This is a genomic window from Bradyrhizobium tunisiense (assembly GCF_042263385.1).
Classification (GTDB): Bacteria; Pseudomonadota; Alphaproteobacteria; order Rhizobiales; family Xanthobacteraceae; genus Bradyrhizobium; species Bradyrhizobium tunisiense.
The window spans coordinates 16,140-42,653 of the sequence record NZ_JBHLEV010000002.1 but is presented as its reverse complement, the minus strand read 5'-3'; the positions used below and the strand labels follow the sequence as shown (position 1 = coordinate 42,653).

Below are 26,514 nucleotides of genomic sequence, written 5' to 3'. Positions count from 1 at the left end.
GGCGCTCCAACGCGCTCGATTTTCCTTTTCGCGTCCCACAGATGGGGCGTCCGAACCGAATCTCGGTCGATCGCAAGAGCGGTGCGACCTCCTGCTCTTCTACTTGATGGTTTCTCTCGTGCGACGCGCCTCGTAAGACTTCACATGGGTGTAGGCCGCGCTTAGAAGCACGGCATCCGCGCCATGTTCTGCCCGTCCCAGGAGGTCACCCAGAACGTGGTCGCCTTCTGTCCGCGATCCTTTCTCGATGTCGCGCAGCATGGACGCCATCAGCGGAGATCCGGGCGCCGTGAGGAGCGGTCGCGTGCGCTCCAGATAGGCTGGACGAGGTGCAAAGCCGGCGTCCGCGGCAATCTTGCTGCATTCATCGAGAAGCTTCACGATAAGTCCCGAAGCGCCGGCGGCGACGATGTCTCCGATCGAGGCGCGCATCAGGCAGGTCACGCCCGCGGCGGTGGCGATGAACACCCATTTCTCCCACATGTTCTGCAGGATGTCATCGCTGGCTTCGGCATCGAAATTCGCGTTCGATAATGCCGCGAGGATCTTGTCGCGGCGCTTCGATCGCTTCCCGTCCTGCTCGCCGAAGCTGAGCGTATGCAGATCGACGAGATGGAGTATCTCGCCGTTGCTGGAAAGTGCCGCGGAGATGGCGCATTGACCTCCGAACACCTTCTCCTTCCCAAAGCGGGCGTTCAGTACGTCAATATGACGCAGGCCGTTCAAGAACGGGATGATGACGGTGTCGTCTCCAACCGCAGGCGCGAAGGACCGTATGGCATCGTCGAGATCGTAGGCCTTGCAACTCAAAAAGATCAGATCGTAGGGCCCCTCGAGCCGTTCGGAGATCACGGTCGGCGGGGATACCAGATATAGATCGCCGGTCCGGCTCTTGACCTCGAGCCCCTTCTTGCGAAGCGCCTCCGCGCGAGCTGGCCTGACGAGGAAAGTGACATCGCGCCCGGCAGCCAGGAGCCTTGCTCCGAAATAGCCGCCTAGGGCTCCCGCTCCGATTACCAGTATCCGCAAGATTCATCTCCTGTTTGACGTGGAAGATCGTCGTTCCGTGCTGACGGCGGGACCCGACGTCTGGCTCCGCAGCGCCGAAGGTTGCGCCTCAGTGACCGTCACCGGTACCGACAGGCCTGACTAGTCCACGGCGCTGACGAGCTTCCCAAAAGGAATCCAGCTTTTCCCGTCGAAGCTCTCGAACTGAAGTGACGTCCACGCCTGGTTGTTTTTCTCGCTGGTATTGATCGCGCTCCCCGGGAGCGCCATCGAAGGCGAGAAATTCCTCAAGTTCAGCGCCTGCTTCATGATGTTGCCGCGCGTCAGATCATCGCCGCATTGCTGAAGGATCTTCTCGAGCATTTCACCCTGGACGACACCAGCCACGTAAAGTGTCTCTGCCACGTCGCCCGTTGGAATGTACTTGGCAAGAAACGCACGATAGCTTTTGACTGCCGGGTCGTGCTCCCACGCCGGATCCATCGGATCTTTCAGGAACGTGCTTGATACCACCCCTTTGGCGTTGTCGAGTCCCGCGGCTGCAAGGGTCCCCGCGACCGACGTGGTGGAATTGATGATGACCGTCAGAGGGCTCCAGCCGATTTCGCGGATTTTACGGAGAGCTTGCGCCGTGAACTTCGGTGATCCGGCGATGAACAACGCTTCTGATCCCGAGCTCTTGAACGACACGACCTGAGAATCGACGGTCGGATCGGTCGCTTCGTAGGACTTTGTCACGACCAGCTTGCCGAAATCGTCCTTCATGTATGAACGGAACGCGCCGACAAAATCCTTCCCGAGATCATCGTTCTGATAGAGTATGGCAATGCGCGAACCGGGCATCTTTTCAGTTATGAATTTCGCATACACCTTGCCCTCGGTATCATAGCTCGGCAGCCCGGTCGTGGTGTAAGGGTACTCGGCATGATTGGTGAATTTGTTCGCGCCTGAGAGAACGAAGAGGTGCGGCACCTTCTTGGCATTGGCGTATTTCAGGTTCGCAGAAATGCTCGCTGTCCCAAGCGGGCTGAACAGAAATGCGACCTCCTCGCTTTCGACCAGCTTGCGGGTTTGCTCGACGGATTTGCTCGGTGAGTATGCATCGTCGAGGGCAATCAGCTTGATCTTGCGGCCGTTGATACCTCCCTTGTCATTGATGAACTCGACATAGGCCATCAATGCCTTGCCTACGTTGCCGAGCGCCGAGGCAGGGCCACTGAAGGGAAACGTCGATCCGACCTTGATCTCCGTCGCGGTAACCCCGACTGGCTCCTCGGCCTCGGCCTTCCGCGCAAACGCCAGTGCAGTTGCAAGCAGCAGCGTCGCGAGCATGAATTTCCCCTTCCACATCGATCTTTTCCCTCCAATGAGACGCTCACGGCGTCGAATGGCGTTTCCGTTCTGCGCCCCGCATCTGACGCCGGGGTCACATTTGAGATCGGCTTTGACTCGCCCTTGCCTGGCTTCCGGCAGGCAGCACTCGGCGTCCTCTCGCGTGAAACAGTCGCGGTAGGCGTGCCGGACGATGAATGTTGTTTGATCTTGCGATGCGAAAGCTGGCCGCGTCCAACCAGCCCGCGCCGGTTACGTTCTAGTCTCTGTAGCGCGAGCCCCTTGCATCAAGAGCACGACGATATGCCTCGAACGAATCTTGCCCAAAGGAGGTTTTTTCGTCGAAGCCCTTTGCAACCTCGCTCTGCATCTGCTGCGTCGTGCGACGCAAAATCTCTTCCGGCAGCGGCCGCCAGCCCTTGCCGAAAGTTGCAGCGGCGATCTGCACTTCGCACGCGCGTTGCAGGACCGTCATGCGGAACAGCGCCTCCGCGGCCGTCCTCCCACACGTCAGAAGACCGTGGTGTCTCAAGATCATGTAGTTCTTGTTGCCCAGAGACTTCACGAGGCGCTCGCGCTCGCCGAGATCCGTCGAAATACCCTCGAAATCATGGTACGCAATTTGCTCATAGAGCATCGCGCCGTAGAAGCTGTGATGCGAGAGCCCCTCTTCCGTGCAAGCAACAGCGACACCGGCCGTCGTGTGCGTATGGGCGATGAAATGGGCATCATCGCGCGCGGCATGAACCGAAGAATGGATCGTGAAGCCCGGCGCGTTGACACGCCCCGGAACGTCCATAACCTTGTTCCCATCAAGATCGATCTTGATGAGATTGGAGGCTGTGACTTCGTTGTACGCCAGCCCGAACGAATTGATCAGAAAGTTCTTATCAGGACCCGGCACGCGAGCCGTGATATGATTATAGATGTGCTCGCACCAACCCAGATCGAAGAAGACATGATACAGCGCAGCGAGATCCTGACGGACCAGCCGCTCTTCGGCGGCCATGGCGTTGTGGCTGATGTTTCCAGGTGAAGTCTGGACGTTCATGCGATTCCTCCGAGTGACTTTATCGCTGGTCGGCACGTCAGTTGAGCAGATCCGGCTGCTCTTTCACGATCTTCGAATAGAGCGTCTGGAACTGAAACCATCCAGTCCTCGGTGAGCCGAGGATAGAGAAAGCCTGCTTCGCAGATTCCTCGGGAATGATCTTGAGAGCCTGGCCGGTTCGCGCCGCCGCCGCTTCGGCAAGCAGTTGAACCTGGCACGACCGTTCCATCGTGATGAACCACCAGACCGCCTCATCCACGCTCTGTCCGACAGTCAGAAGTCCATGGTTCTGCAAGATAGCCGCCTTGTGCGGCCCCAGCGCCTGAGCGATTTGCTGGCCTTCGTCCACTTCGACTGCCACGCCACCGTAGTCCTCGTATAGAGCGTGATCGTTGTAGAAGGCACAGGCATCTTGCGTAATCGGCTCCAGTTTCCGAGCCAGCGTTGAGAACGCCCGGCCATGGGTGGAGTGCGAATGCGCTGCACCAATCGAATCCGGACGAGCCGCATGAACACTTGCGTGAATCGCGAAAGCGGCGGCATTGACGGGGTAGTTGCCCTCGACGACTTCGCCTTTGTGGTTGACCCGAATGAGGTCTGAGGCCTTAATCAACCCGAAGCTCATCCCGAAGCCGTTCACCCAAAACGTGTCCGTGAACTCCGGGTCACGCACAGTGATGTGGCCCGCGACCCCCTCGTCGAATCCGAATTTCGAAAAGAGCCTCAATCCAGCAGCCAGGCGCTCCTTTCTGTGCCGTCTCTCTTCAACCAGAGTCTTGAAAACAGGAGGCTGTGGCAGGCCCACGCCGATCTTCGCTACGGCTCCGGCATGTCGATCCTGAAGGGGGTGCTCGCTCATCGTTTTGCCTTCGTATTCAATATGCCGCGTAAGCCCACGGCACAGTGACGGGAATTGTTCGACGCGGCGCTGATATGAGGTTAAGTTCGGAGTGTCCGCGGCTACCATTAGACTGGCAGTGAGCCGCGGAAAAACAATTGAAATCGATTGTGGATCGTTGAATTTGGCTCAGCGCAAAATGTCGAATGCCCGATCAACCCTCCCGCCCTTGGCAAGCCTTCGTGCGTTCGAAGCTCTCGCACGGTCCGGTAGCGTCAAGCTTGCTTCCGAAAGTCTAAACCTCACCCCATCTGCGATCAGCCATCAAATTCGTACGCTGGAGGCGCACTTCGGCGTTCAACTCGTGCGACGCAGCGGCCGGAATGTCGAACTCACTGAAAGCGGCGCGATTTACGCCAGCGCCGTGCTCAGCGCCTTCGACGAACTGTTTCGCGCCAGCGACCTCCTTGAGGATCGCAAGCGCGGCCCGATCGTCAGGGTCAGCGTAACGCCGACGTTTGCGATGCTCGCTGCGCTCCCGCACCTCGAGAGATTCCGTATCGATAATCCGGGGCTTGATCTGAGGCTGGAGGCGAAGAATACCCCGGCCGATTTCGAGCGAGACAATATCGACGCCGCGGTCCAGTTCGGCGAGCCTCCTTTCGGCAGCCTGACCTATCATCGGCTGCTCAGGTCGCGCGCCGCCCCATGCGCTGACCCGAAGCTGTTGGACCGCCGCGGTCCCATTCGGCATCCGGAAGACTTGACGAGGCTGCCGTTGATAAAGTTCGCCACTGCGCCAGACCTTTGGCAGAGATGGTTCGCGGAGTACGAACCGCAAGTCGCGACGAAGGAACCGGACCTCGTCGGCGACAGCCTCTTGACGGCCATACAGATGGCCAGGTCATCGATGGGCGTAGTCCTGGCGCCTTTCCCTCTGATCGCTCCGCTGGTCAGCAGCGGCGCTTTGACGGTCATAGCGCACTGGGGCTCGAAAAGCATCGCGCTGAGGGACTTTTACTTTACCCATCGGAAGGTCGATGGCTCGTCCGAGAAGATCAAGGCTGTCCACAAATGGCTGAAAGTCGTGGCCAAGGCCTTGGAAACCGATGCTGGAAAGCTCGGAGTGTAGAACACTGCCACCGTTGGAAGTGCGCTCCGGTGACAAACGGGGCCTCACGCCAGATGATTGGATCTCTTGCGCTTGTGGGGCCTTTTCGAACCCGGGGGCCTGGTCCGCACCGAGGATTTACGGGATGCTTTCGTAGTTCCGAGGAGTTGCCGCTCGTTGCCGAGGACATGTTCGCGAGCCACGCTCATGATTTCCGAGGCGAATTCCCGATGATCCGCCGCGCGGGCCAACAGCAATGCGCCCACGATTTCAGACACGATGGCGATCGCTTCTCGCTTCGATGGGCCGTTCATGTCCTCGGACAAAATGGCGATCATCCCTCTCAGACCGTTTGAAAACGTCCGTCTGACGCCGGCGCCGGTCCGGGAAACCTCGGCACCGAGCGCCGGAAGAGCGCAACCGTTCGCGACATCGTCACGGTGTCGGTCCGTGAGATAGTAATCGACGATATTCAAAAGGCGTTCGCCGGGACTGGATCGATCGGCCAGCTTCCGCCATTGCTCTACTGATACGTTCATGGCCCGGGCGAAAGCTCTTTCGATCAGATCGCTCCGAGATTTGAAATGGAGATAGAAGCCGCCGTGCGTCAGACCGGCGGCCTTCATGAGCCCGGCCACCTTGACGCCTTCAACTCCTCGCTCGCGGATTCGAGCCGAAGCGCGATCCACGATACGTGCGGATGTTTCGGCTCTATGTCCTTTTTCGTATCGCATATTGTCTCGCGGTCACGAGCGACTCGACGACCGAAAAATCCGCGCGACAATGTTGCCGCACCCGTCCTGCATCCGCTGGTTCTGCCGCGCTCTGGACCACCGTAATTCATGCCGATGCGGCTCGACATGGCAAAGCTGGTGCTACGCCTATTCAACATTGAATTACGCCCTCCAATTTCTGGATGTTAGATATCATGCAGATCGCAAGGGACGGGACAATGACGAGAATTTCTGCGCCTTTGGACGACCGCCCCGGTGCTCCTGCGCAGGCGGGCCAGACTCGGTCGGGCGATATATGCAAGCGGACGGTTCGGGCCAATGGACTCGATTTTCCGGTCCTCGAAGCCGGGAGCGGTCCTCTGGTGCTATGCTTGCATGGCTTTCCCGATCATGCGCAAAGCTGGATCCACATACTGGATCGCCTCGCGCAGGAGGGATATCGGGCCGTCGCTCCCGCCTTGCGCGGATATTGGGCTGGTGGCGCAGCACCTGACGGATCCTACCGTGCCGCCGCGATCGGGCAGGACGTCCTCGCCCTGATCGAGGCCTTGGGGGCCGATCAGGCTCATGTCGTCGGCCACGATTTCGGAGCGCGGGCAGCCTACTCCGCAGCAAGCCTCGACTCGTCGCGGATCCGCAAGCTTGTCGGGCTGGCGGTCCCCTATGGGAAGGGTCTGCCGCAGGCATTCGTAGCCGATGGCGAGCAACAGCGACGAAGCTGGTACATGTTCTTCTTTCACACGCGCTTTGCGGAGCCGGCCGTTCAGCTCAACGAGTTCGCATTTCTCGATCGGCTCTGGCGGGAATGGTCGCCCAGCTACAAGATGCCGGCTTCGGATCGCAGCGCGTTGATCGAGACGTTCAAACAGCCTGGCGTCCTGCCTCAGACGCTTGCCTACTACCGCCAGCTGTTCACACCGCCGCCCGAAGCGGAAGCTCAGGCCCTTGAAGCTCGCGCGAACGGCCCGATCGCTGTCCCCTCGCTCTACCTGCACGGGGAGGAAGACGGTTGCATGTCAGCTCGGCTCAGCGACGACATGACAGCGGCGTTCACGAAAGGCTTCGAACGCGTCGTTCTGCCCGGCGTCGGCCATTTCCTGCATCTTGAAAAGCCCGAGGTTGTTTTGGGTCACATTCTGCCTTTCCTCAAGACCTGATCGCCGCAAGGCGCGGTCCTGCTACGGCGGACTGCCTTTCCACTCAAAAGGAACGCCCCGTCATCTCCTCGAAAAGGAAGTTGCGATGTCGAAACCGAGCCCCATTCTGATTACCGGCGCCGGCGGCGACGTCGGCTCCGTAAGCAAGACGATGATCAATATGCTCATCGAGGACGAGTATCCGGTGCGCGCCTTCGTAAGGAAGGACGACGAGCGGGCGCAAGCGCTCAGGCAAATGGGTGCCGAGGTATTCGTGGGCGATCTGCTCAACGTCGCCGATGTCGCAGCTGCGCTGAAAGGCTGTCGCCGTGTCTACTTCAGCATGAGCTTGAACCACTACTACACCGACGCAACGGTCTTGATGGCGGCCGCTGCGCGAGCGCAAGGAGATCTCGAGGTCTTCGTCAACATTTCGGAGTTCGAGCAGTCCTACATGAACTTCTCTCGGATGACGGCTCCTTCCGAGGTGCGGCGAGAGTGGTTGGGAGGGCTTGTCACGGACTGGTCGCCGCAGCAGAGAGCCCATTGGGCCTCTGAACAGGCCCTGAATTGGTCGCGCCTGCCGGTCGTCAATGTTCGCGCCACCATGTTCGTCGAAAATCCCATTCTCGCCTGGTTCCCGCTCAAGCAGTTGCTGGGTGCAGGCGAGCTTCATCTGCCCTTCGGCAGGCAAAAGATCGCACCGATTGCCGCTTATGATGTCGCGGAGGTCTGCACCAGGATCCTGATCGATCCTGCGGCGCACGTATCGAAGACCTACGAGCTCACCGGTCCCGAGTCGAAGGACATGGAAGGCTTCTCCGAGGACTACGCCGCCACGTTGGGAAGACCCATTTCGTATGTTCCTCAGGATCTGGATGCGTGGATCGAGGCTTACATCAATGGACCACTCGCAGCTCGCGTTCCCCATACCGCGGAGCACTTGAGAACCATCACCCGCCTCGCGGCCGGTGGACGGTACGAGGGCGCGACTGGCGAGCTCGAGCGGCTGCTCGGACGCGCTCCCAAGACCTTCAAATGGGCGCTGGCGCGATCCCCGCGGCTCCGCGAAGCGCTCGGCACGCCATGACGGCAGGATCTCCCGTCATTCAACTGAAGCTCGGGCTACGTCTCGCGTCTCTAACCGGCTTTCGCTGCCGATTTGCCACCGGATTTTACGCGTCGGACCGGACGGCGGATCAAGGCATCGGAGGCTTGCTGTAGGTGGCGAATGCACTCGTCGTGCTGCAGGCCAGGCTTCAATCTCCCGTTGACGTGCCGGACGCCCCACTGACCGAGAGCCAGAACGACGACGCCAAGCTCGCGGCCCGAGTCCGTCAGGGTATAGGCCGCCCTGGGCGGATGATCGCTATAGAACTCGCGGCGCACGAGGCCGTGCTCCTCAAGTGTCTTTAGACGATCGGAGAGGACATTGGGCGCCATGCCGGGCAGACGCTCCTGAAGATCCTGGAAGCGCATGGTGCCGGGAAGCAAGTCCCGGACGATGAGAAGCGTCCAGCGCGCGCCGACGATATCGAGCGTGCGGGCTACAGGACAAGATGCATCCAGACTGTTTCTTGCCATCCAATATGGTCCAAATTCCTACCTTGTCCAAATATAGTCCATATTCCGGGAATTGAAACTATCCGCAAACTCCCGGCGGCCATGCCACCTCGGATTCTGGAAGGTTCTTCGAAAGCGCAAGGGGGCCTGTCAATGGCTCGGAAGCCATGTGCAGCCAAGGGGTCTCAGCGGACCGATCATCGCCCCCAGCCGGATTGTAACCGGACGGTAGGTCCCATTGAACGGCCAGACCAACGTCCGGATCGAGGCTGAGTCGTAGATTCCCTCGACCGAAAACGGCGCCTGGTAGGGTTCGACGATCCCGTCAGCCGCTGCCTTCTTGCGCTTCACTCCTCAACTCGCGGCGCAGAATCTTACCTACATTGCTCTTCGGAAGTTCAGACCTGAACTCGATCTGCTTCGGAACCTTGTAGGGCGTCAACTGTGTCCCTGCAAAACTGACGAGCTCCTCTGCCGTCAGTCGAGGATCGAGACGAACGACGAAGGCTTTCACCGCCTCGGTGGATTTCGGGTCTGGCACACCCATCGCGGCGCACTCCAGAACCCCGGGGTGACTCGATATGACTGCTTCGACCTCGTTCGGATAAACATTGAATCCCGAGACGATGATCATGTCCTTCTTGCGGTCCACGATCTTGATGAAGCCGTCGGCGGACATAACGCCGATATCGCCCGTTCGGAAGAACCCGTCATTCGTCATCACCCGGGCGGTCTCATCCGGTCTGTTCCAATAGCCAGCCATCACCTGCGGGCCTTTTCCGCAGATTTCGCCGGCCTCTCCGATCGGCAGTTCGTTTCCTTCATCGTCGCGGATCGAGACATAGGTCGATGGCAGAGGCAAACCGATCGTTCCGGAGAACTCGGTCATATTCGGCAATGTGGAGGTCAGCGTTGGCGAAGTCTCCGAAAGTCCGTAGCCTTCGGAAAGGATACAACCCGTCACCGCGCGCCACATGTCTGCGACCCCCTTTTGGGTCGCCATACCGCCGCCGATGGCCATCTGTAACTCCGAGAAATCCACATTCTTGAAGTCGGGATGGCGCAGCAGACCATTGAATAGCGTGTTGACGGCCGGAAAGCTGTGAATTCTGTATTTGCGGAGTTCTCGAACGAATCCATCGATGTCACGCGGGTTTACGATCAGAAGATTGACGCCGCCGACCCGGACGGAGAACAGGAAACAAACGGTGAGCGCGAAGATATGATACAGCGGCAGCGCGCAGACCGTCATAAGAGACTCGCCCACGCGGTGGTTGCGGAACGCGGGCTCGCTCCACGCAGTGATTTGAAGGACGTTTGCCACCATATTGCGATGGAGCAGGGTCGCTCCCTTCGAAGCACCGGTGGTGCCTCCCGTGTATTGCAGGAAGGCAACGTCGTGCGGGCCGATATCGGGCCTCCTCAGCGCCATCCTTCGACCGGCCGATAGGGCATGATTGAACGAGACTGCGCCGGGCAGAGTGAAGGTGGGGACCATCTTCTTCACCTTGCGCACGACAAAGTTGACGAGAATGCCCCTCGGACCGAGCAACTCCCCCGTGGAGCAGATGATGATGTGCTTGATGTTCGTTCTTGGCAGCACCTTTTCCAAAGTCGCGGCAAAATTCTCCAGAATGAAGATGGCCTCCGCTCCCGAATCGTTCAACTGATGCTCGAGTTCTTGAGGCGTGTAGAGAGGGTTGACGTTCACCACCGTGCAGCCCGCACGCAATGCCGCCGCCCCAGCGATCGGGTTCTGGAGAACGTTCGGCATCATCACCGCAACTCGACTTCCCATGACCAGACCTTTGCCCTGCAGATAGGCGCCGATTGCGGCCGACATTTCGTCGAGCTCACGGTAGGTGATTGCCTTGTCCATACAGATGGCCGCTTTACGATCTCCAAATCTGGCAAAGCTTTCTTCGAACATTTCGATCAATGACGGAAACTGATCAACGTCGACGTCCGCCGGCACGCCGTCGGGATACTTCCCAAGCCAAAACCGTTCCACGTTACTCCCTCCCCAACAAGGACCGCCTTTGCAGTCTCTATTTCTCCGCCGAATGCGCCGCAGCCAGAAAAGACAGGCAGTCGGCGTCCGGGCACGATGCACTCAGTCGAAGCCGCCGTTTGGCCAATGGACAGGCTATTGCCCGAACTTTGCTATGCGCCATCTCACCAAGTCGTCGGCCCCCGGACCCGCCTTTGGACGAACATCCCTCAAGCGGACGGTCGCGCCCGATTCCTCATCAACAATCTCCAACTTCACCCGTCGCCCTCCGTTCTTGTTGACGAATTCGAGTGGAGCTCCGGCATCTCCAGTCACTCCCCATTTATCACCGACCTGAGCAAGCGCCTGGATGACGAGGATCATGTCCCAGCCTTTACCGGACAAGAAGTACTCGTAGCGATCGGGGCCGGTCCGATAGAGGCGCCGTCCGATCAATTCGTTTCGTTCGAGATGCTTCAGCCGATCAGAGAGCGTGGCATCGGTAATGCCGGTCGATTTTCTCAGATCATCGTACCTGCGCACGCCCAGCGATAAATCACGCAAGATCAAGAATGCCCAGCGGTCGCCAACGGCATCGAGTGCCCCGGCGATCGAGCATGCCATTCCTTCAAAGCTCTTCAATCGCATCCGTCTTCGTCCGAACAAACTGTATTCCAAGCGCGCGCCAGGAGCTTGCATTCGATATCACCAAGCGTCAGCAAAAAATAGCTTGATACAAGTCACTATTATTATTAAAGTGACTTTAATAAAGGAATCGCGCTTCGGCGCGGGAGGAACCATGCCTACCCCAGCAAGCCCGCACACCGTGACAATCGAAATCAATGGATCGCGCAGGACCGCGACCGTCGAGGCGCGGAGGCTCCTGGTCCATCTCATAAGGGAGGATCTCGGCCTCACCGGCACGCACGTCGGCTGCGACACGTCTCAATGCGGCGCCTGTACCGTCGAGATCGATGGAAAAGCCGTGAAATCCTGTACGGTGCTCGCCGTCATGGCGGACGGCGCGTCGATTACGACGATTGAGGGGGTGACCGGCAGCGGCGGCGAACTCAGTCCTGTTCAGATGGCATTTCACGACCACCATGCGCTCCAATGTGGCTTCTGCACGCCGGGCATGGTGATGAGCGTCCGGAGCCTGTTGAAGGAAAACCCCAATCCCGACGAGCGCGAAATCCGGCACGGCCTGGCCGGCAATATCTGTCGGTGCACCGGCTATCACAACATCGTTCGCGCTGTGGAAAGCCTCGCATCGAAAGGCGGTGTGGCGTGACCCTTCCGACCGGAATGCGACACATCGGCCAGCCGCTCAGACGACGGGAGGATCTCAAGCTGCTCGCCGGCAGAGGGCGCTACGTCGACGATTTGAACTTGGCCGGCATGCTGCATGTGGCGATGCTGCGATCGCCGCACGCTCACGCCGCGATAAACGGCATCGATCCGTCGAACGCGAAGAAAGCTCCCGGTGTTCGCTTGGTTCTCTCCGGCAATGAGCTCGTCGACAAGATCGGCCCGATCGTGCCGAACTGGATTATTCCCGGTAGCAAGGTGCCGGTCCGCCCGGTGATCGCGACCGATCGCGTTCGCTTTGTCGGAGAATGCGTGGCGCTGGTCGTGGCGGAAACGTTCGCGCAGGCCTGCGACGCACTCGAGCTGATCGAGGTCGACTACGAGGTGTTGTCCGCGGTGACCGACGAGGCGTCCGCCATCGGAAAGGACGCGCCGCAGCTTCATGACAACGTACCGGGCAACGTTACCACCTTCTACAAGGTCAAGGGCGGCGACTACGACAAGGCGAATCGAGAGGCTGATCAGGTCATCAGCCTCCGCGTACTCAATAACCGCCTCATTCCGACGTGCATGGAAACCCGCGCGATCGTCGCGGCACCGGAACCGGACGGCACGCTCACTGTCTATATCGGAAGTCAGGTCCCGCATATGCACCGCCGCTGGATCGCGGAGACGGTCGGTATTCCCGAGAATCAATTGCGCGTGGTCGCGCCGGATATCGGGGGCGGCTTCGGCGCCAAAATGCATCTGTACCCTGAAGATCTGCTCTGCCCGTACCTTGCTCGCGAACTCAACGCGCCGGTCAAATGGTGGGAGTCCCGCTCGGAGAGCCATCAATCGACCAGCCATGGCCGGGCGCATACGGAAGATATCGAGATCGCCTTCAACGACGACGGAAGGATTCTCGGCCTCAAAGTCAGCACACTGGGCAATGCAGGTGCATATCTGTCCAACATGGCAACCGGCGGGCCGACCGTGAACACGGTCAATTTCGGCACCGGCACCTACAAGATTGAGAACTACGAAGCTCTTTCCCGGGTAGTCGTCACCAACACGGTTCCGGTGGACGCTTATCGCGGTTACGGTCGCCCCGAAGGGGCCTACATCGCCGAGCGCGCCATCGATGCGGTGGCGCGCCATCTCAATCTCGACCAGGTGGACGTCCGGCGAAAGAACTTCATTCACTCGTCCGATTTCCCCTACCGCCCTTACAACAGCACCGGCGTGATGTACGACAGCGGCGACTATCAAGCGCTGCTGGACAAGGCACTTGCGGCATTTGGTTACGAAGGACGTCGCGCGGAGTGCGAGGCCTTGCGCGGGCGCGGCATTTATCGCGGCGTTGGAGTTGCCGCCTACACTCATATGTGCGGCATGGCGCCATCCCGCCGGTTGGCCGCCGGCGGCTTCAACCGTGGCGGCTGGGAAAGCGCACGGGTTAGTATCGATTCCAGCGGGCGAGCCACGATCTATTCGGGCTCGATGAGCCAGGGACAAGGCCATGCCACGTCGCTCTCGCAGATCGCTGCGGACGTTCTCCAAATTCCGATCGAGGATATCGAGATCGTCCAGGGCGACACCCGCCAGGTGCAGGCGGGCCACGGCACGTTCAACTCACGGTCGATGGCGGTCGGCGGATCGAGCGTCCATGTCTCTGCCCACCAGGTCATCGCCAAGGCCAGGAAGATCGCCGCGGGCATGCTGGAAGTGGATGAGAAGGATGTCTCCTACACGGCGGGCGCATTCACCGTACCCGGCACCGATATCGCGCCGCTGTCCTTCTCCAAGGTGGCCCGTATGGCATATGTCGGCCATAAGCTGCCCGACGGCGTGGCCCCCGGCCTCGACGAGACGATTTTCTATGATCCGACCGGCATGGGCGCACCGTCGGGCGTCCATCTCGCTTACGTCGAGGTCGATCCCCAGACCGGAACGGTCGACATTCTCGATTATGTCGCGGTGGACGATGTCGGGACGTTGATCAACCCGCTTCTTGCGGCCGGCCAGATCCATGGCGGTGTCGCGCAGGGCATTGCTCAGGCCCTTTATGAAGAGGTCAGCTACGACCCCGACAACGGACAGCTCCTGACCGGTTCGCTGCTGGACTACGCCGTTCCCCGCGCCGAGCATGTTCCCAACATCAGATCGCTGTTCCAGGAAACGCCGTCGCCGACCAACCCAATCGGCGTGAAGGGCATCGGTGAGAGCGGCTCGATTGCTGCTCCGCCCTGCATGGTCCACGCCGTGCTCGATGCGTTGTCGCCATTCGGCATCAAGCATCTCGATATGCCTCTCACGCCGCCACGAATCTGGGCCGCAGTACGCAACGCACGCGCAGGAGCCGCCTGATGATCCCCGCTGCATTCGACTATGTCCGCGCGTCTTCCCTCGCCCAGGCGATTGAGCTGTTACGCGACAATCCCGACGGAGCGAAGCTCCTGGCCGGTGGCCATACCCTGCTCCCAGCGTTGAAGTTGCGGCTGGCTTCGCCCGAGCTTCTGATCGACATCCGAGGTATCACCGAGATCAAGGGGATCGAGATCGGCGAAACCCATGTCAAGATCGGCGCGCTCACGACCCACGCCGAGTTGCTCGCTTCCGAACCGCTAAATCAAATATTCCCGGTCTTCCGGGAGGCCGCCAACGTTCTGGCCGATCCCCAGGTACGTAACCACGGCACGATCGGCGGTTCGCTGGCCAATGCTGACCCGGCAGCGGACTGGCCAGCCGTCGTCTTGGCGCTGCGAGCGGACATCGAGATCGCCGGCGCAGCTGGACGTCGCACCGTACCGGCGGAGGACTTTTTCGTCGATATCTTCACGACGGCCCTCGAGCCTGACGAAGTTCTTGCCGCAATCCGCATCCCGAGGCCGAAACTCGGCACGCGTTACACCTATCGGAAAATCCGGCATCCGGCGAGCGGGTTTGCCGTCGTGGGAGTCGCGATAGGAGTGCGAATACAGGGCGGTATCGTCAACGATGTTTCCATCGGCATTACCGGTGCAGCGAACCACGCTTTCGTGGGCAAGGCTGCGTCCGAATTCTTGACGGGCAAGGCTCTCTCTCAGGACAACATCGACGAAGCCGCCAAAGTGGTCGGCGAGATCACCGAATGCCTCTCGGACCGATATGCGCCGGCCGAATATCGCGCGGACTTGATCCGGGTCGAGCTCGGGCGGGCTCTACTTGCGCTTTCCTCTTGAGACGGCACTGACCGGCTTGGCGACATTACGGTCGCCTGAAGTGCCGCCAAATCGCTTTCGGTTGAAAGACACGGCACCCGCGCCGGGGACGATCTCAACGTCCTCGAGCCGCAAAGGCCGGCCGTCCGCCCTTTTCAGCTTCGGATACTCAATCGGACGTCCCGCCGCGCGATCGAGAAACACGACTTGCGGGCCTTCCGGCTCTGCCAGCCAGTCGTCGCCCCATTTCTTCAGCGCGAGATAGGCCGGGAAGAAATCACGTCCTTTCTCGGTGAGGACGTATTCATATCGTCCGGCATGTTCAGGCAATCGGACACGAGCCATGATCCCAGCATCGACCAATTTTTTCAGCCGCGAACTCAGAATGTTCGGCGCCACGCCGATGTAGAACTCGAATTCGTCGAAGCGCTTCACTCCGTAATACGCTTCGCGCAGGATCAAGATCGACCAGCGATCGCCAACAACCTCCATAGCCCGAGCCATGGAGCATTCCTTGTTCGCAAGCCGACTTTGCTTCACACCGGACATAGCCATCCTTCTGCCGCCAATATCAGCTCTACCATATTGATGCCGAATTCGCGCATGTCCAGCGCTACTCTCGCAATCTACCTCGGACCGAGCTGCAGAAACAGCTCAATCAGGATTTTTGCGGCCCCGGCCATGAAAGGCTGCGCCCGGCAGGACCGCGCCGGCGGGGGCGTTCTCAGGCGGTAAACGACGTGGATCTCCATGTCCCACGCACGTTGTGGGGAACATGGACTTGGAGCTCCGCCGGCTTGATGCAGCCAATAGAGGACGATCGATTGCCTATTGCAATTTCAGGGACATCGACCCGATGACCCTGAGATACTTCTCACGCTCGCTTTTGAAGAACGTCATTGCCTGAGACACGTCCATGGGCGCGACCGGTCGCGCGGCGCTGGCCTTGATTCTTTCGACATTCTCATCGCTCGCGCTCCAGACGTTCATTGCCCTATTCAAGCGCGCGACGACCTCGTCAGGCGTATCCGGCGCCGCGAACAGCGCAGACCAGATGCTGTACTCGAATCTGCCAACGCTCGCGCTTTCGCTGATGGTCGGCACCATGGGTAACATCGGATTGCGCTCCGAGCTAGCGACGGCAATCGCCTTGAGCTCTCCGGTCCGGATGAGGCTCAGCGCTCCAGTGCCCATGGGGACAAAGGCGAGGTCAATATGCCCGCCCAGCAGGTCTGCGATCACCGGCGCGGCGCCCTTGTACGGGACTTCCAGGAATTTTGCCCCCGTCCGCTGCTGGAAGTCGGCTCCGACGACCTGTGACGAAGAACCGGACCCCCAATGCGCAAGGGTCAATTCCTTGCCGTCCGGCTTGAGCGCATAGTCGACAAGCTCATCTGCCGACTTGAAGGAATGGGCTCTGCTCGACACCAGCAGGAAATCGGAATCGCCCACGATGCCGATGAGCTTGAACTTTGCTGGGTCGTACTTCGCCGATGGCAAGGTGACTGGCGCCGTGATGAAGTCCGAACCTGTGGTACCCAGCAGCGTATAACCGTCTGCCGGAGCCTTCAGTACAGCGCTCACAGCAATCGAACCATTCGCTCCCGGAACATTCTCCGTCACGAAGGATTTGCCGAGATCCCGCTCCATCACCACGTTCGCGGCGCGGATTGATACGTCCGCCGGCCCGCCGGCGGGGAACGCCACTTTTACGGTGATGGGCTTGGCGGGGAAGTCCTGTGCGACTGACGGCTCCGTCGCCCAAATCAAAAGCAACGCAGCGCTCAGCAACGGTCTCTTCATGCGACCTTTCATTCTGGACCTCCCAAAGCCCGGTCCGTTCCCGCGCTATGAAGCTGCGACAAGGAACGCAACGAACGTTATGATTGTGACACTCCAACCCATCATGATGATCGTCCAAGGCTGCGGCGCACCCTCGGTCTGCTTGAACTCCATGCCTCCATCAATTTGCACCATCGGCTGGACACTCCTGATAGAGCTTCGGTCGTCGGAGAACGAACGAAGAGCCACGTCTCAAAGGTGTTGCTGGAGCTAATCTCGCCCGCGGTTTCAACCGACCTGACGGCCGAAATCGAGTTCAGGTGGAAAGAGGGGCGCGCGGATGCGAGACGAGAACTCCGGCATCGCTCAGGCGTTTCAACTCCGCTTCGCTGATGCCAAGCTCGCCGAAGACCGCTGCGTTGTGCTCGCCCTGGAAAGCGGGCGCGCCGATCGGCGTCAACTCGTCCACCGAGAACCGCCACGGCCGTCCCGGCAGGCGATATTCGCCACCACTGCGATCAGGAACGTGCTGCACCGCGCCCCAGTAATCGCTCCAATCCGACGCCGTAAGCTCCTTGATCGACCGGATCTCGCCCATCGCGATCTTGGCCTCATCGAACTGCGCGTCGAGGGTCGCCATATCCGGAAAAGTCAATATCCAGGATTGAATCATCTGGTGCAGCAGGCCGAAATTGAGACGGCGCGCTGCCGCGGAGGAGAACCTCGGATCGTCCAGAAGATCGACCCGACGCATGGCGCGCAACCAGGATGGAAAGGTCCGGCTACCGACGATGCTCGTGGCAACCGTGAACTCCTCGCCTTGCGGTCCCGTGAAGAAAGAACAGTCGGTGGCCCCAAGCACCGCAGGCTCCGCACCAATGTCGTCGTCCGAAAGGTCGACATGCGCGCGCTCGTTGACCGCGAGCAGGGTTGCTGCCATCGCGACATCGATGTATTGGCCCTGCCCGGTTTTCTGCCGGCTGTTCAACGCCGCAAGAATCGCGATCACCGCCTGCAGTCCCGCATAGACGTCGGCATGCGACAGGCTGTCTGTCCGCGGTTCGGTCAGCGCGCTACCGTAGTGACGGACGCTGTTTTCGGTGAAGCCGGCCTCGGCCTGCACGGTCGGTGCGTAGGCCATCCGGCTACGCCAAGGGCCGCCCTGGCCATAGCCGGTAATGGACGCATAGATCAGGCGCGGGTTGCGCCTGGACAGGGTTTCGTAATCCAGGCCGAAGAACCCCAGCGTGCCTGCACGGAAATTCTCGACGATAATGTCTGCCGTATCGCAGAGCTTCAGCGCCAGTTCGTACGCTCCGGGAACGTTGAGATTGATGCTGACATTGCGTTTGCCAGCATTTTGCTGGGCGTAGTAACCTGACATCCCGTCAGTCGACGGAAAGGCGAAACGCGAGACATCCGGACTTGGTGGTTCGATCTTGATGACCTCGGCCCCAAGATCTTGCAACGTCCGGGCGCATAGCGGACCGGCAAGCACCCGGGAGAAATCGACCACACGGATTCCGCTCAACGGACCACTCATGTCAGCGCCCCGCGAACTTGGCAAGGCCGGGTCCATTCTTCCGGAATGACGCCAGGCCAGCCTTCAAATCTTCCGAGGCCCAGATCGGCGCCTGAACTCTAGCCATGGCCTCGTCGGCGGCCGCGACGCCTTCGTTCACAGCGATGTGCGCGAGTTGCTTCGTCGCCGCGTGCGCCACGGTCGGTCCCTGCGCAAACTCTTCGGCGATCGACATCGTGGCGGTCTCGAGCGACTCCTCCGGGACCGTTAGATTGATCAATCCCCACTTCTCCAGCGTCGGCGCATCGTAGCGCCGGGCCAGCATCGACATCTCCTTGGCGCGCTGCGCACCGATCCGTTGCACTTGACGCTGAATTCCACCCAGCAACGGATGTAGCCCGAGCGTCGCCTCGACCGAGCCGATCTTAGCCGATGAAGCTGCGATGATGTAATCGCACGAGAGCGCGAGCTCGAGACCGCCCCCGAGGCAAACGCCGTGAACACTGGCGATCAACGGGATTGGCAGCAACTCCATGAAGCGAAGAAATTCGACGCCGTTCAACCGTCGATTTTCGTTGGCCTGGTCGGCGCTACCCGCTTCCACCCGCTTGTCGAAGATGTCCAGATCTGCCCCGGCGGAGAAATGCCGCAAGCCACTTCGGATGACGATGGCTCGACTTCCGGCCTGCTGCGCACCCTCCACCTGTTCGACGATCGCGTTGATGAGCTTGGGGCCAAGCAAATTGTATGGCCGATAGACCATCGTCAAAACGGAGATATTGCCGCGCTGCTCGCGCGTCACCAATGCATCCTCGGACAAAGCTGCCTCCTGTACTGATGGCTCTTGCGACCATCCCTTAAGCTGAGACTACACGTTAACTTTCGTTTTGCAAGTTGCATTTCGATCAGGCCGTCTGGCGCTCAACCCGATTTTTCAAGATCCCGATGCTCTCGACCTCGAGTTCGATGCTGTCGCCGTGCTCGAGGAACCAACCAAGTTCGAGGCCGCAGCCATTGCCCACAGTACCGGAGCCGATGAACTCGCCCGGCATCAACGTCTCGTCCTGCGTCACATGGGCGATGATTTCCTCGAACGAGAAAAGCATGCCTTCGCTGGCGCCTCGCGACCGGGTCTCCCCGTTGACGCGCGCTTCCATGGTGAGCTTGTAGGGATCGCCTATTTCATCTGGCGTCACGATCCAGGGCCCGAGCACGTTGCCGCCATCGAAGCTCTTGCCTTTGGCGGGCCCCAGCTTGCCTTCCATCTCAAGCCGCTGGGCATCGCGCGCGGAAAAATCATTGAAGATCGTGAATCCGAATATGTGATCGCGCGCTTTCGCTGCAGAGATGTTCGCGCCCCTGTTCTTGGTGATGATGCCGAACTCCAACTCGTAGTCCATCATTCGGCTATAGCGCGGCCATCTCACGGTGGTGTTGGGGCCTCCGACGCTGAAGCGGTTCGTGATGTAGTAGATCGGCTGCTTGCGATAGATTTCCGGCAATTCAGGCAGAGGCGCCGCCTGAAGGCGGGCGAGTTCAACCGCATCGCCGGCTTTTCGTGCCTGGAGCTTGAGGTGTCCAATCGGAGCTTGAACGATGTGCACCGGGAACGACATACCGTCGCGCATTTGGCGCGGCTCCGGCAGCGGTGCGAGAAGCTCCGATGCGGCGACATCGGACGACAGATCCTGGTCCTGCCCGTATCGACTGAACAGGTCCGACGCTGCATCGAGCGAAGCGTCGCAGTCGTCGATGAGATCAAGCATTGAATTGAAAGCCGGATTTGGTTTGCCGGCTCGCTCGGTTGCGGAAGCGAGATCGAACAAACGTGTGTCGCTGGCATGAACCAGCGCGACTTTGCTCCGACCGTTCGATCGATAGGTGGCCAACTTCAACAGCCCCTCCCCTGATTTGCGTCTTCCTTGTCGATCGAAGCATATCTTATAACTTTCGTTTTGCAAGTCATACGACAAGCGGACCAGCGGCGTGTTGTCGACCATTGCATGACTGCCCCCGCATCAGGATGAGCGGCATCGTTGCCGACCCTACATAGCCAGCGCATAAGCTTTTGTCTTATATGCTCTTAATCGGCTCGCCGCCGGTGCCCGTCAGTACGTCTCACCGGCAGGCCGGGTGGCGGTTATGGCGTTTCACTCTACCAGATCGCCGACGATGAGAGCATCGAAGCGATAACCTCACAGGATCCCGTCGTGAAGAATGGCGCCGGTCATGATGAGCACTATCCGATGCGTCATTTGGTGGCTCGGGACTGAACGCCGCGTCCATCAGTTGCACGAGCGGGGACTTGGCAACTCTGGCATTTGTCGCTCGGACTTGCGCGGTATTCGCGCTCCAATCCAGCGCCAAAATCAGCCGAGGAAGCAACGGGCTTCTCTTTCCGGCGATCGGCATGACTGAAGAATATGCGACAGACTCATAAGTGGACTGGACGCTGAGACCAATGAGCGTCCAGTCTGGTTATCCCTGCTATTCCAGAGGCGTTAGGCGATTGCGCGTGCCGGGACGGACCCCTTGCCCGCACCGTCGAGGAAGCCCGTCAGCCGCTGCCGGATGATACGTTCCGCATCCGCCATGATGCGATCGATCAGCTCCTTGACGGTCGGGATGTCGTTGATCAGCCCCACGACCATGCCACAGCTCCAGGCCCCCGCATCCATGTCGCCGTTTATCATCACCTTCGGGTAGACGCCGGCAACCTGGTCGAGAATGTCCTCGATCTTCAAGCTTGCGCCCTTCTCGCGCTCGATCTCGAGCAGCTCGTCGACACCCTTGTTCTTCAGGACGCGCTCGGTGTTCCGCAGCGCGCGCATGACAAGCACCGTGTCAAGCTCGGTCGCCTTGACCAGTGCCTGCTTCACGTTGTCATGGACAGGCGCCTCCTTGGTGGCGACGAAGCGAGTGCCCATGTTCATGCCGGCCGCCCCCATCGCAAGAGCCGCGACGAGGCTTCGCGCATCCGCCATGCCGCCCGAGGCGACGAACGGAATCTTGAGCTCATCGGCGGCGCGAGGCAGCAGGATCATGTTCGGCATGTCATCCTCGCCGGGATGACCGCCGCACTCGAAGCCATCGACGCTGACCGCGTCGCAGCCGATTCTTTCCGCCTTCAGCGAATGCCGGACCGAAGTGCACTTATGGATCACCTTGATGCCGGCCGCCTTCAGCGCCGGCATGTACTCTTCCGGGCTCCGGCCGGCAGTCTCGACCGCCTTGATGCCGCCTTCCTTGATCGCCGCGATGTATTCGGGATAAGGCGGCGCGGTGAAGCTGGGCAGAAAAGTGAGATTCACCCCAAAAGGCTTGTCGGTCATATCGCGGCATCGCGCGATTTCCTTGGCCAACAGCTCGGGCGTCTTTTGGGTCAGGCCGGTAATGAGGCCGAGACCGCCGGCGTTCGACACCGCGGCTGCGAGTTCGGCGAACCCGACATAGTGCATCCCGCCCTGGATGATCGGATGCTCGATTCCGAACAGTTCAGTAATCGCTGTTTTCACGATGAACTCCCGCTGCTTCGCTCAATGGATGATTTCGAAAAGACCCGCCGCACCCATGCCGCCGCCAATGCACATGGTCACGACGCCGTACTTGGCCTTTCGTCGCCGCCCTTCGAGCAGAAGGTGGCCTGTGAGGCGGGCGCCGGTCATGCCATAGGGATGACCAATCGCGATCGAGCCACCATTGACGTTGAGCTTGTTCGGATCGATGCCGAGCTTGTCCCGGCAATAGATCACCTGAACGGCATAAGCCTCATTGAGCTCCCAGAGATCGATGTCGTCGATCCTGAGGTTGTGGCGCTTCAGAAGCCGCGGGATCGCGACGACCGGGCCGATACCCATCTCATCCGGCTCGACGCCCGCGGCAACGAAGCCTCGGAAGATACCGAGCGGCTTGAGTCCCTTCTTGGCCGCGATCTTGTCGCTCATGATCACGCATGCCGAAGCGCCGTCCGAAAGCTGGCTCGCATTGCCCGCACTGATGGTCTTGCCTTCGAACACCGGCTTGATCTTGGCGAGGCCATCTGCGGTCGTGTCGGGACGCGGACCTTCATCCTTCGTGAGCGTCACTTGCTCGAAGGTGACCTGCTTGGTCTCCTTGTTGACGAGCGCCATTTTGGTCGTGATCGGAACGATCTCCTCATCGAACCGACCACTTTGAAGAGCAGCCCCGACGCGACGCTGGCTCTCCAGGCTGTATTCATCCTGCTTGTCACGGCCGATCTTGTAGCGCTCGGCGACCGTTTCCGCCGTCTCGAGCATCGACATGTACATGTCCGGCTTCATCGCCATCAATTCATCGTCGACCATGTGAAACTTGTTCATGTGCTCGTTCTGCACCAGGCTGATCGACTCGATGCCGCCTCCGATCGCGACGTCCACGCCGTCCAGCATCACGGCACGTGCCGCCACCGCGATCGCCTGCAGGCCAGAGGCGCATTGCCGATCGATCGTCGTCCCGGCGACGCTCACCGGCATGCCCGCACGGATCGCCCCCTTGCGGGCCACGTTCATCACCATGGTGCCTTGCTGCATGGCGCAGCCCATCACCACGTCTTCGACTTCACCAGGGGCGATGCCGGCGCGCTTCACTGCCTCGGCCATGACGTGACCGGCCAGGGTCGGCCCCTCGGTATTGTTGAGGGACCCACGGTAAGCTTTGCCGACCGCCGTGCGAGCGGTGGAAACGATTACTGCTTCAGTCGTCATATTGCCTCTCTGCTTACGCTGCCGCGTCGAGCTGCGCGTAACGCAGCACATGGAACGCGGGATCGCCGAACTGGATGTTGATGGAGGAGATACGCTTGAAATAATGTCCGACGTTCAGCTCGTCGGTCATTCCCATGCCGCCGTGAAGCTGCACCGCCTGGTCGGCGACGAACTTGCCGGCATAACCAATCTTCGACTTGGCGCCCGAGGCAAGCCGCGGAAGCCCCGCATCGCCGGCGGCGAGGCTGAGGTTGAGATGTTGCATCAGGGAGAGCGCCTCCTGATGCGCGATGAACATATCGACCATCCTATGCTGCAGCACCTGGAAGGAACCGATGGTCGTGCCAAACTGCTTGCGGGTCTTGGAATATTCCAGCGTGGCGGAATTCAGCTCGCCAATGGCGCCGACGGCCTCCGCGCAGAGCGCCCCGATGGCGCGGTCGCGACACGCTTCAAGTGCCGCAACGCCCTCGCCTTCCTTTCCCAGCAGTTGTCCGCGGACCTCGCGCATGCGGATCTCCGCGGCGCGTCGGCCGTCGATCGTCTTGAAGCTTTGAAGATCGACACCGGCGACGCGACGGTCGACCACGAAAAGGCTGACGCCGGGCCGGTCGTTGTCGCGGCCGGAGGTCCGCGCCGACACGATCAGATAATCCGCCCAGGGCGCGGCGATCACTGCGGTCTTCCCGCCGCTCAGAACGTAGTCGCTTCCGTCTCGCCGTGCCGTCGTCGTGACATTGGCAAGATCGAAACGGGACTTCTTCTCCGTCCAGGCCAGCGCCCAGATCTTCGTGCCGTCGATAATGCCAGGGATGAACTCCTGCTTTTGCTCGGCGGTGCCCGTGGATTCGATCAGGCCGCCTGCCAGCACCACCGTCTCGACGAAGGGCTCGACGACGAGGTGACGGCCGAACTCCTGCATGATGATCATGGTCGACAAGGGACCGCCGCCGAGACCGCCTGCATCCTCGGAGAATGGCGCAGCGAGCAGACCGAGTTCGGCGAAAGCCTCCCACTGAGTCCGGCTGAGCCCCTCTTCACTCCCCAGGATCTTGCGCCGCTTATCGAAATCGTACTGATCGCGCAGCACGCGCTGGACGCTGGATCGCAGCAATTCCTGCTCTTCCGTGAACTGGATGTCCATCCGGTCCTCCCGATATGCCGCGGCTAGAGGCCAAGAACGGCTTTGGCGATGATGTTTCGCTGGATCTCGTTCGAGCCGCCGTAGATGCTGAGCTTGCGCGAGTTCAGGTATTTCTCCGATGCCGTATGACCGTAATCGGGACCCGGCATGAAGCGGTTGGCACTGACCGGATGCTCCCGGATCGCAAGGCCATAATTGCCGATCGCGCGATGGGTGAGCTCGGTAATGTTCTGGAAAATCTCGGTTCCGCGGATCTTGAACAGCGAGGCCGCCGGACCAGGATCGATGCCGCGCGCCATCTGGGCGACGACACGCAGTTCGGTCGCCTCCAGCGCCAGCACATCGAGCTCGATGCGGGCGATGTCCCGCAGAAACTCCACATGCGCCGGATCATCGGCGGGAATCTCGGCCTTCACGATCTGCTTGAGCTTCTGGATGTAACGGGTCGACCGGCCGATGCCCGCCATGCTGGTGCGCTCGTTGCCAAGCAGGAACTTGGCGTAGGTCCAGCCCTTGTTCTCCTCGCCGACCAGATTCTCGACGGGCACGCGGACGTTCTCGAGGAAGACGTCATTGACCTCATGGCTGCCGTCGATCGTGATGATCGGCCGCACCGTCACGCCAGGCGACTTCATGTCGATCAGCAGAAACGAGATGCCGGATTGCGGCTTCGCATTCGGGTCGGTCCGCACCAGGCAGAAGATCCAGTCGGCGTGCTGCGCAAGCGTCGTCCACGTCTTGTGACCATTCACGATGTAGTGGTCGCCGTCGCGCACGGCCTTGGTTCTGACGGTCGCGAGGTCCGAGCCCGAGCCGGGCTCCGAATAACCCTGGCACCACCAATCCTCACCCGACAGAATCCGAGGCAGGAAGCGTTTTTTCTGCGCCTCGTTGCCGAAGGTGTAGATCACCGGCCCGACCATGGTCACGCTGAACGCGAGCGGAGGCAACGTACCTGCACGGGTCGTCTCCTGCTCGAAGACGAAGCGCCGTGTCACCGACCAGCCGGGGCCGCCGTATTCCTTGGGCCAGAGCGGCGCGATCCAGCCTTTCTTGTGCAGGATGCGGTGCCAGAGCAGCGACTGCTCCTTCGTTAAATCGGTCTCCGGATTTGGGACGCGCATCTCCGCCGGATAATTGTCCGCGATAAAGGAGCGGACCTCATCTCGGAATGCGGCGTCCTCCGGCGAAAGCGCGAGCTCCATGAAAGGCTCTCCTTACCACTTCTCGCCGAAGGGACGGATTTCCAGTTCGAACGTCCACGCGCTCCTGGGCTGCTGGTAGAGCTGCCAGTAGGACGTTGCCACGGAGGACGGAGGCATCAAGGCATCCGGATCGTCGAGTGCGGTGGGGCCGAGCGCTTCCAGCCGGCGTTGCCGCACCCACTCGGTGTCCACGCCCGAATCGATGATGAGATGAGCGACGTGGATGTTCTGGGGCCCCAACTCACGCGCCATGGCCTGCGCCACCGCGCGCAAGCCGAACTTCGCGCTTGCAAAGGCCGCGTAGCCGGAGCCGCCGCGGAGTGACGCCGTCGCGCCTGTGAAGAAGATATTGCCGCCTCCGCGCGGCAACATCAGCTTCGCCGCCTCGCGGCCGGCCAGGAATCCGGAGTAGCAAGCCATCTCCCAAACCTTGCGGAAGACGCGCTCCGTCGTTTCGAGGATCGGAAAATTGACGTTAGCGCCGATGTTGAAGATGCACACTTCCAGAGGCGCGTGCTTGTCGGCATCGCCGAGGAAGGAGATGATCTCATCTTCCTTCCGCGCATCGAGCGAGCGGGCATGGATCTCGCCGCCGGAAGCCTCGATCTCCTTGCCGAGCGGCGCCAGCTTGTCGCCGTTACGGCGACCCGCGAAAACCGTGAACCCTTCCGAGGCGAACTTCTTTGCGATCTCGCCGCCGATGAAGTCACCCGCGCCGATCACGGCCACGGTTGCGTTTCTCTTCTGCACGGGCGTGCTCCCTGTGAGATTACATCTCGCTTGCTGAGTATTCTGCCGCGAACCGCTGGATCATCTCGCCAACGGCCGCCTTACCTTCCCTGCACATAACGTTCTTTTTTAGAACTCGTCAATCGATATTTGGA

At 60.3% G+C, this 26,514-nt stretch carries 24 protein-coding genes; 6 read left to right on the top strand and 18 right to left on the bottom strand.

The genetic code is table 11. The features are described from left to right. Positions 1–99: 99 nt before the first annotated feature. The 4 genes from panE to ACFDR6_RS07720 form a co-directional block, all read right to left on the bottom strand. Positions 100–1,029, bottom strand: a complete 930-nt coding sequence (panE, locus tag ACFDR6_RS07735; protein WP_375857954.1) for a 2-dehydropantoate 2-reductase — start codon at positions 1,027–1,029, stop codon at positions 100–102. Between the two features lie 120 nt (positions 1,030–1,149). After that, positions 1,150–2,340, bottom strand: coding sequence for an ABC transporter substrate-binding protein (locus tag ACFDR6_RS07730; RefSeq protein ID WP_375857953.1), 1,191 nt, complete (start codon positions 2,338–2,340; stop codon positions 1,150–1,152). Between the two features lie 259 nt (positions 2,341–2,599). Continuing rightward, positions 2,600–3,391 (bottom strand): class II aldolase/adducin family protein, encoded by a 792-nt coding sequence (locus tag ACFDR6_RS07725; protein ID WP_375857952.1) that lies wholly within the window; start codon positions 3,389–3,391, stop codon positions 2,600–2,602. Between the two features lie 37 nt (positions 3,392–3,428). After that, complete coding sequence (locus ACFDR6_RS07720; protein ID WP_317240105.1) at positions 3,429–4,250, bottom strand: class II aldolase/adducin family protein; 822 nt, start codon at positions 4,248–4,250, stop codon at positions 3,429–3,431. Positions 4,251–4,368: 118 nt separating this feature from the next. Between ACFDR6_RS07720 and ACFDR6_RS07715 the strand changes: the two genes are divergently transcribed. Beyond that, positions 4,369–5,361, top strand: coding sequence for a LysR substrate-binding domain-containing protein (locus ACFDR6_RS07715; RefSeq protein ID WP_375857951.1), 993 nt, complete (start codon positions 4,369–4,371; stop codon positions 5,359–5,361). A gap of 44 nt (positions 5,362–5,405) precedes the next feature. On the opposite strand, the gene ACFDR6_RS07710 is transcribed toward ACFDR6_RS07715, so the two are convergent. Next, positions 5,406–6,074: a TetR/AcrR family transcriptional regulator gene (locus tag ACFDR6_RS07710; RefSeq protein ID WP_375857950.1), complete on the bottom strand. Its 669-nt coding sequence runs from the start codon at positions 6,072–6,074 to the stop codon at positions 5,406–5,408. Positions 6,075–6,256: 182 nt separating this feature from the next. Between ACFDR6_RS07710 and ACFDR6_RS07705 the strand changes: the two genes are divergently transcribed. Both ACFDR6_RS07705 and ACFDR6_RS07700 read left to right on the top strand, forming a co-directional pair. Continuing rightward, the gene (locus ACFDR6_RS07705) at positions 6,257–7,231 is read left to right on the top strand and encodes an alpha/beta fold hydrolase (protein ID WP_375857949.1); all 975 of its coding nucleotides are present in this window, start codon (positions 6,257–6,259) and stop codon (positions 7,229–7,231) included. Positions 7,232–7,316: 85 nt separating this feature from the next. Beyond that, positions 7,317–8,300: an NAD(P)H-binding protein gene (locus ACFDR6_RS07700; RefSeq protein WP_375858538.1), complete on the top strand. Its 984-nt coding sequence runs from the start codon at positions 7,317–7,319 to the stop codon at positions 8,298–8,300. Between the two features lie 50 nt (positions 8,301–8,350). Here ACFDR6_RS07700 and ACFDR6_RS07695 read toward each other — a convergent pair whose 3' ends face one another. The 3 genes from ACFDR6_RS07695 to ACFDR6_RS07685 form a co-directional block, all read right to left on the bottom strand. Beyond that, on the bottom strand, positions 8,351–8,794 hold the full coding sequence (locus ACFDR6_RS07695) for a winged helix-turn-helix transcriptional regulator (RefSeq protein ID WP_212092607.1): 444 nt from the start codon (positions 8,792–8,794) through the stop codon (positions 8,351–8,353). Positions 8,795–9,098: 304 nt separating this feature from the next. Continuing rightward, positions 9,099–10,784, bottom strand: a complete 1,686-nt coding sequence (locus ACFDR6_RS07690) for a long-chain-fatty-acid--CoA ligase (protein ID WP_375857948.1) — start codon at positions 10,782–10,784, stop codon at positions 9,099–9,101. A gap of 135 nt (positions 10,785–10,919) precedes the next feature. Beyond that, complete coding sequence (locus ACFDR6_RS07685) at positions 10,920–11,411, bottom strand: winged helix-turn-helix transcriptional regulator (protein WP_212092609.1); 492 nt, start codon at positions 11,409–11,411, stop codon at positions 10,920–10,922. 151 nt (positions 11,412–11,562) lie between these two features. Here ACFDR6_RS07685 and ACFDR6_RS07680 point away from each other — a divergent pair, with 151 nt between their 5' ends. From ACFDR6_RS07680 to ACFDR6_RS07670, 3 genes are read left to right on the top strand one after another with little or no spacing between them, the layout of a single operon-like run. Next, entirely contained in the window at positions 11,563–12,054 is a 492-nt protein-coding gene (locus ACFDR6_RS07680) for a (2Fe-2S)-binding protein (protein ID WP_375858537.1), read from the top strand. Then, entirely contained in the window at positions 12,051–14,420 is a 2,370-nt protein-coding gene (locus ACFDR6_RS07675; RefSeq protein ID WP_375857947.1) for a xanthine dehydrogenase family protein molybdopterin-binding subunit, read from the top strand. The genes ACFDR6_RS07680 and ACFDR6_RS07675 overlap by 4 nt, the downstream gene beginning before the upstream one ends. Continuing rightward, entirely contained in the window at positions 14,420–15,274 is an 855-nt protein-coding gene (locus ACFDR6_RS07670; RefSeq protein ID WP_375857946.1) for an FAD binding domain-containing protein, read from the top strand. The genes ACFDR6_RS07675 and ACFDR6_RS07670 overlap by 1 nt, the downstream gene beginning before the upstream one ends. Here the strand turns inward: ACFDR6_RS07670 and ACFDR6_RS07665 are convergent. The 10 genes from ACFDR6_RS07665 to ACFDR6_RS07620 all read right to left on the bottom strand — a co-directional run bounded on the left by ACFDR6_RS07665 (position 15,254) and on the right by ACFDR6_RS07620 (position 26,380). Next, a complete protein-coding gene (locus ACFDR6_RS07665; protein ID WP_317240111.1) occupies positions 15,254–15,802 on the bottom strand; it encodes a winged helix-turn-helix transcriptional regulator in 549 nt (182 codons plus the stop codon). The two genes, ACFDR6_RS07670 and ACFDR6_RS07665, sit on opposite strands and share 21 nt — an antisense overlap. 279 nt (positions 15,803–16,081) lie before the next feature. Beyond that, positions 16,082–17,068 (bottom strand): Bug family tripartite tricarboxylate transporter substrate binding protein, encoded by a 987-nt coding sequence (locus ACFDR6_RS07660; protein ID WP_375857945.1) that lies wholly within the window; start codon positions 17,066–17,068, stop codon positions 16,082–16,084. Positions 17,069–17,351: 283 nt separating this feature from the next. After that, positions 17,352–18,578: a CaiB/BaiF CoA transferase family protein gene (locus ACFDR6_RS07655; protein WP_317240113.1), complete on the bottom strand. Its 1,227-nt coding sequence runs from the start codon at positions 18,576–18,578 to the stop codon at positions 17,352–17,354. Between the two features lies 1 nt (position 18,579). After that, entirely contained in the window at positions 18,580–19,377 is a 798-nt protein-coding gene (locus ACFDR6_RS07650; RefSeq protein WP_212092614.1) for an enoyl-CoA hydratase/isomerase family protein, read from the bottom strand. An 85-nt stretch (positions 19,378–19,462) separates the two neighbouring features. Continuing rightward, on the bottom strand, positions 19,463–20,452 hold the full coding sequence (locus tag ACFDR6_RS07645) for a fumarylacetoacetate hydrolase family protein (RefSeq protein ID WP_375857944.1): 990 nt from the start codon (positions 20,450–20,452) through the stop codon (positions 19,463–19,465). 606 nt (positions 20,453–21,058) lie between these two features. Further along, entirely contained in the window at positions 21,059–22,072 is a 1,014-nt protein-coding gene (locus ACFDR6_RS07640; RefSeq protein ID WP_375857943.1) for an NAD(P)H-dependent flavin oxidoreductase, read from the bottom strand. Positions 22,073–22,093: 21 nt separating this feature from the next. Continuing rightward, entirely contained in the window at positions 22,094–23,281 is a 1,188-nt protein-coding gene (locus ACFDR6_RS07635; RefSeq protein ID WP_375857942.1) for an acetyl-CoA C-acyltransferase, read from the bottom strand. A gap of 13 nt (positions 23,282–23,294) precedes the next feature. After that, positions 23,295–24,425, bottom strand: a complete 1,131-nt coding sequence (locus tag ACFDR6_RS07630) for an acyl-CoA dehydrogenase family protein (RefSeq protein WP_375857941.1) — start codon at positions 24,423–24,425, stop codon at positions 23,295–23,297. Positions 24,426–24,448: 23 nt separating this feature from the next. Then, positions 24,449–25,630: an acyl-CoA dehydrogenase family protein gene (locus ACFDR6_RS07625; RefSeq protein ID WP_317240118.1), complete on the bottom strand. Its 1,182-nt coding sequence runs from the start codon at positions 25,628–25,630 to the stop codon at positions 24,449–24,451. A 12-nt stretch (positions 25,631–25,642) separates the two neighbouring features. Further along, the gene (locus ACFDR6_RS07620; protein WP_375857940.1) at positions 25,643–26,380 is read right to left on the bottom strand and encodes an SDR family oxidoreductase; all 738 of its coding nucleotides are present in this window, start codon (positions 26,378–26,380) and stop codon (positions 25,643–25,645) included. Positions 26,381–26,514: the final 134 nt, after the last annotated feature.